This window comes from Aerococcus sp. 150760013-2, from assembly GCF_053627715.1.
Map to the genome: position 1 here is coordinate 1 of NZ_JBSEYI010000023.1, position 5,041 is coordinate 5,041.

General features: G+C 37.5%; 4 protein-coding genes. 2 read left to right on the forward strand and 2 right to left on the reverse strand.

The features are described 5' to 3' along the window. Positions 1-137 precede the first annotated feature (137 nt). Both gloB and ACUW85_RS09365 read left to right on the forward strand, forming a co-directional pair. Positions 138-845, forward strand: a complete 708-nt coding sequence (gloB, locus tag ACUW85_RS09360) for a hydroxyacylglutathione hydrolase (RefSeq protein ID WP_182023686.1) — start codon at positions 138-140, stop codon at positions 843-845. A gap of 358 nt (positions 846-1,203) precedes the next feature. After that, complete coding sequence (locus tag ACUW85_RS09365) at positions 1,204-2,694, forward strand: carbon starvation CstA family protein (protein WP_003143320.1); 1,491 nt, start codon at positions 1,204-1,206, stop codon at positions 2,692-2,694. An 85-nt stretch (positions 2,695-2,779) separates the two neighbouring features. Here the strand turns inward: ACUW85_RS09365 and ACUW85_RS09370 are convergent, their stop codons facing one another. After that, a complete protein-coding gene (locus tag ACUW85_RS09370; protein WP_003143319.1) occupies positions 2,780-3,484 on the reverse strand; it encodes a VIT1/CCC1 transporter family protein in 705 nt (234 codons plus the stop codon). A 155-nt stretch (positions 3,485-3,639) separates the two neighbouring features. Next, positions 3,640-4,620, reverse strand: a complete 981-nt coding sequence (locus ACUW85_RS09375; protein WP_182023688.1) for a DUF1002 domain-containing protein — start codon at positions 4,618-4,620, stop codon at positions 3,640-3,642. Between the last annotated feature and the right edge of the window lie 421 nt (positions 4,621-5,041).

Genomic DNA, 5,041 nt, shown 5'->3' on the forward strand with positions numbered 1-5,041 from the left:
TTAAATAGCTTAGACCGCTGTTTTGCTTTGAAATAAGTGGAACAAGTCATGAGTGTTCCTAGAAACACGCCATTTTAATGGCGTTGTAGTTCATATAGATTACGCTAAGTATACAAGGAGTAGTGAGGAGTTTAAGTATGAATATTTTCCCAATACATGCATTAGCAGATAATTATATTTGGATGATTGAAGATACAAATAGTGTTGTGATTGTTGACCCGGGTGAAGCAGCAGAAGTTTTATCTTATATCGAAGTAGAAAAACCTAGTCAAATTGCTATTTTATTAACACATAAACATGACGATCACATTGGTGGTGTAGAGGAAATTATCCAGGCCTACCCAGAAACTAATATCTATGCTCCAAGTGAAGTACCAGGTTTTGACAATATGACAATTTTGGAAGATGGTAGCCAGGTAGATATTTTAGGTCATACAGTAACCGCCTTACTTTCAGCGGGCCATACAGCAGGACATTTAGCCTATATTGTCGATAATCAGTTTCTATTTTCAGGTGATGCTATGTTCTCAGCGGGATGTGGTCGCGTGTTTACAGGTGATTACCAAGCAGCGTTTGATGCCTTAGAAACTTTTAGCCGTTTAGATGATGACATTGCTGTCTTTGCAGGACATGAGTATACCTTAACGAATTTAAAATTCGCCCATTCAATCTTTCCAGAAAATGAAGTAATTGCTGAAGCCTTAGGGCAAGCAGAAGTTTTAAATGCTGTAAACCATCCTACCTATCCTTCAACTATTGGTAGAGAAAAAATCATTAACATTTTTATGCAAGCAGAAGATGTCACAGCTTTTAAAGATTTAAGAAATTTACGGGACAATTTTTAAAACATTCAATGTGGAAAAAATATTATGGGGAGGTAGCGAATGGTAAGCTACCTCTCTTTTTATTTATTCTCAACCACATAAGTATTAGAGTTAGTGAAGAATACAAATTTGTACTGTACATTGCGTTTTTTATATAAGAGAAGCATGAAGCTAACAAGGGGGAAAATGAAAATTTGTCATGAAAAGGTCTGTATCTCAATGTTTAAATTACTTTTTTTCTCATATTCATAAAAACAGCAATGTACAAATAAATATATTGACAATGATTTCCTTCAAGTAAAATTGACTTGTATATCAATATAGCGTGATAATATAAAGGTATAAACGCTTACATTGATAAAAAAGGGAGGAAATTTTTATGTGGACATTTATAATAGGTGTCGTCGCTTTAGTTGTAGGATACTTCACCTATGGTCGCTATATCGAGAAAAACTTCGAGCCAAATCCTGAACGGACAACACCAGCGGAGGTTTTACAAGATGGCATGGACTTTGTACCAATGCCTAGATGGAAGAACGGTATTATTGAATTATTAAACATCGCAGGTACAGGACCTGTATTTGGACCGATTATGGGTGCTTTATATGGACCTGTTGCTTATTTATGGATTGTTTTTGGGTGTATATTTGCTGGGGCGGTCCACGATTACATGTTAGGGATGGTATCTCTTAGAAATAATGGGGCACAATTACCCGCTTTAGCAGGTAAGTATATTAATAAAGGGACTATGCATGTAGTCAACTTATTTGCTTGTTTACTATTATTATTGGTAGGTACTGTATTCGTTTCGTCGCCTGCAGCGCTTATTCAAAGCTTGCTTCCAGGTAACGTTGCTTTAATTATCATTATAATTGCTATTTTTATTTACTACATTATTTCAACAGTTTTACCAATCGACAAAGCAATGGGTAAAGTGTATCCGTGGTTTGGTGCAATATTAATTATTTCAACAGTAGCAATTGGTTTAACGTTAATCTTTGGAGACCACTCAATGGTTGAATTGTCTTCAGCTACTATGTCGAACTTTCATCCTAAAGGCTTGGCTATTTTCCCAGGTTTATTCTTTACTATTTCATGTGGAGCGATGTCAGGTTTCCATGCAACCCAAGCACCAATGGTATCTCGTACAATGGAAAATGAACGTGAAGGGCGTTTCACTTTCTATGGTATGATGATCGCTGAAGGTGTTATCGCGATGATTTGGGTGGCAGCTTCATTAGCCTTATTTGACGGTGAAACTTTATCAGGTATGATTGATGCAGGTACTGCTTCAGCAGTTGTGAATGCCGTGTCATTAGAATTGTTAGGACCAATATTTGGTACTTTGGCAATTATTGGGGTTATTGTGTTACCATTATCTTCTGGTCTATCTGCATTCCGTTCATTGCGTATTATTATTGCAGACTATACCCACATGAAACAGGACACATTGCCGAAGATAATGACAATCACCTTACCAATTTATGTGATTTCATTCTTCTTAACCTTTGTGGACTTTAATATCTTATGGCGTTACTTCAACTGGGCCAACCAAGTTACAGCGGTACTAGCTTTACTAGTAACAACACGCTACTTATTCCTAAAGGGTAGAAATTACTTCGTCACACTAGTGCCAAGTGTCTTTATGTTATATGCCGTTGTAGTCTACTTGTTAAGTGAACCAATTGGCTTTAACTTAGGATTAAGTAACTTATCCTACTGGGGCGGGGCAGCCATTACTTTAATTATTCTCGCACTATTCTGGAAACAAGGTATTGACCAAAAAGCGAAATTAGATCCTTCGTCTAAATTAATTAATGACCAGTTATCAATTCAAACGCTTTATCCAGAATTAGTAAATGAAAAATAAATAAAAAATACCGTCTCGGTCTTCTAAGGCCGAGGCGGTATTTTTATGGTGTTTTTTTAATCAGCATAGTCACTACAGGTATATCTTAGCTACCTAAAAGTACACCGATACCATAGGCAACTAGGGCGGCTGCACCACCAATCAGAAGCATTTCCATACCAGATTTAAACCAATTGGTATGCGTTAAACGTGATTTTGATGCACCTAGGATAAATAGGGTGATGGCGGTTAAGACGCATGCAACTGCAAAGGTATTGGCCATCAAAAAAGTATTAGTTGAGGCGAATACGTAGGCAATTAATGGGATAAAACCATATATTAAAAATGAGAAGAACGTTACTAAAGCATTTCTCATTGGATGTGTTTCGATTTCTTCATCCCCAAACTCACTATTCACACGTTCTTGCTCAAAGATTTCAGGATAATTGGCTAGGGTTGCTGAAATCTGATCGGCGTCATCCTTTGAAATGCCTTTTGCTTGGTAGTTTGCAGATAATTTAGCCACTTCACTTGAAAAATCATTCTTAAAATCAAGACGCCGTTTTTTGATGGTGTTCTCAACAAACTCTCCCTCAGACTTACTTGAAAGGAAGTCACCAACGGCCATAGATAAACCATCTGCTAATAGATTGGCGAAGCCAAGGATGATGACTACGTCAAGTGATAAGGCACCACCAGTTGCCCCTGCAACGACGGCGAAGGTTGTGACAATACCATCGAGGCCACCGTAAACCATACTTTTCACGTAATTGCCATTCATCAAAGATTCTTTTTTACTTTGTTCACTCAATTGCTACACCTCCATAAGTATTTAGTTTTATTATATGCTTTCATATATAGATGGTGGGTTGGTTCACTCACAGATGATTCAAAAAGGTGAAAAAAAGCCCCCAACGGCTAGAATTGTATGGAAACTTAGTCGTTGAGGACAATTTTGTTTATAGATTATTCAGCTGTTGTGTCACTAGCAGAACTGAAGCTTGTACCAAAGATATTATCTACGATAGAAAGGATACGGTCCCAAATACCTATAGCATCTTCTTGTAATTGCTCAGTATCTGCATTTTCGATTGCAGATGAAGCAGAAGCGGCAACGTTACTTGCAGCGTCAGACAATGAGCTTGCTAAGTTAGATAATTGTGTTTTTTGCTCTTCACTTAACTCAAGGTTAGAGAAGTTTTTCATTTGATCAATAATCGCTTGGATATTGTCTTCAGAAATCACACCATTTAAGTTGTAGTTATTCACAACATTATTCACGATAACAGTAATTTCATCCACTGAAATTGAGCCACCATTTTGGTCTTTCAAGTCAGCAATTTGCGCTTTAATATCCGCAATCGCAGCGTTCATGTCGCTATCAGAGTAACCTTCAGTACCTTCATTCTCTTGTGTAATTGAAGAAGTTACCGCTAACTCATCCTGTGCCACTTGACGGGCATCATCATCTAATGAATAACCAGCATCTTCAAAGGCTTTATAAACACCCGCTAAGGCACCTGAACCATCTACTGTAACAGCAGAAGCAACTTTAATATCTACGTCAATTGCACCCGCAGTAATGGCCGCATTCTCATATTGGGCTTCAGTGATATCTGTTATTGTATCTGGTGTTTCGATTTCAACCGTTACGCCACCATCGTTATCAGCTGGTGTGATATAAGCTGAAGAGTAGACTTGGTTGTATGGGTAGCTATCTTGTAATAAGTCATTTAATTCATTAACAGCCACTTCGATTTCAGTCGCGCCATCTTCAACACCTAATAATTTTTTTGTTTCAGTATATTGGCTATCATCTAAAGTTTCCCCGTATGTAAACATCGGGTCAATAGCAATCTTATCTGCTAATTTATTTGGTGCAGCTACGGCAAGTCCCAAAGCTAAAACACCACTAGTTAATAAAATTCGTTTTGTAAACTTTTCCATTGTATGTTTCCTCCTACAGACTGATTATGACCATTAAGGTCGTAGTTGTCGGTAAGCCCATTGTATCATTTTAAATTGGAAAGGGTTTTAGAAAACTGTTAACAAGGATATAAAAATTGTTTAAGGAGAAAAGGAGTGCGAAAGACGACGCTTCCTGTCTAGGAGTAATATGATTAAGGTGCGAGAGACCTCTCTGGAGACTCGAACCTAACTAGGGTGAGGGCGGTCCCACTGCTTTTTAAGACTATGTTAGGCATAAGCATAACCTGAAAGTTAATAATCAGAAAAAATGGGTTACTAGCCATATCACTACAAAAATAATCTATTTCATTTACAAGCTGTCAGCTAAGGAAACCTAGGTATTGATACCTAGGAGGAATTAGCGAAATAGACAGCTCTTTTTGTTGATTTTACTAGGTTA

Bases quoted from the DNA above. Each gene is read 5' to 3' on its own strand.
- gloB (WP_182023686.1), top strand. From the start codon at position 138: ATGAATATTTTCCCAATACATGCATTAGCAGATAATTATATTTGGATG.
- ACUW85_RS09365 (WP_003143320.1), top strand. From the start codon at position 1,204: ATGTGGACATTTATAATAGGTGTCGTCGCTTTAGTTGTAGGATACTTC.
- ACUW85_RS09375 (WP_182023688.1), bottom strand. From the start codon at position 4,620: ATGGAAAAGTTTACAAAACGAATTTTATTAACTAGTGGTGTTTTAGCT.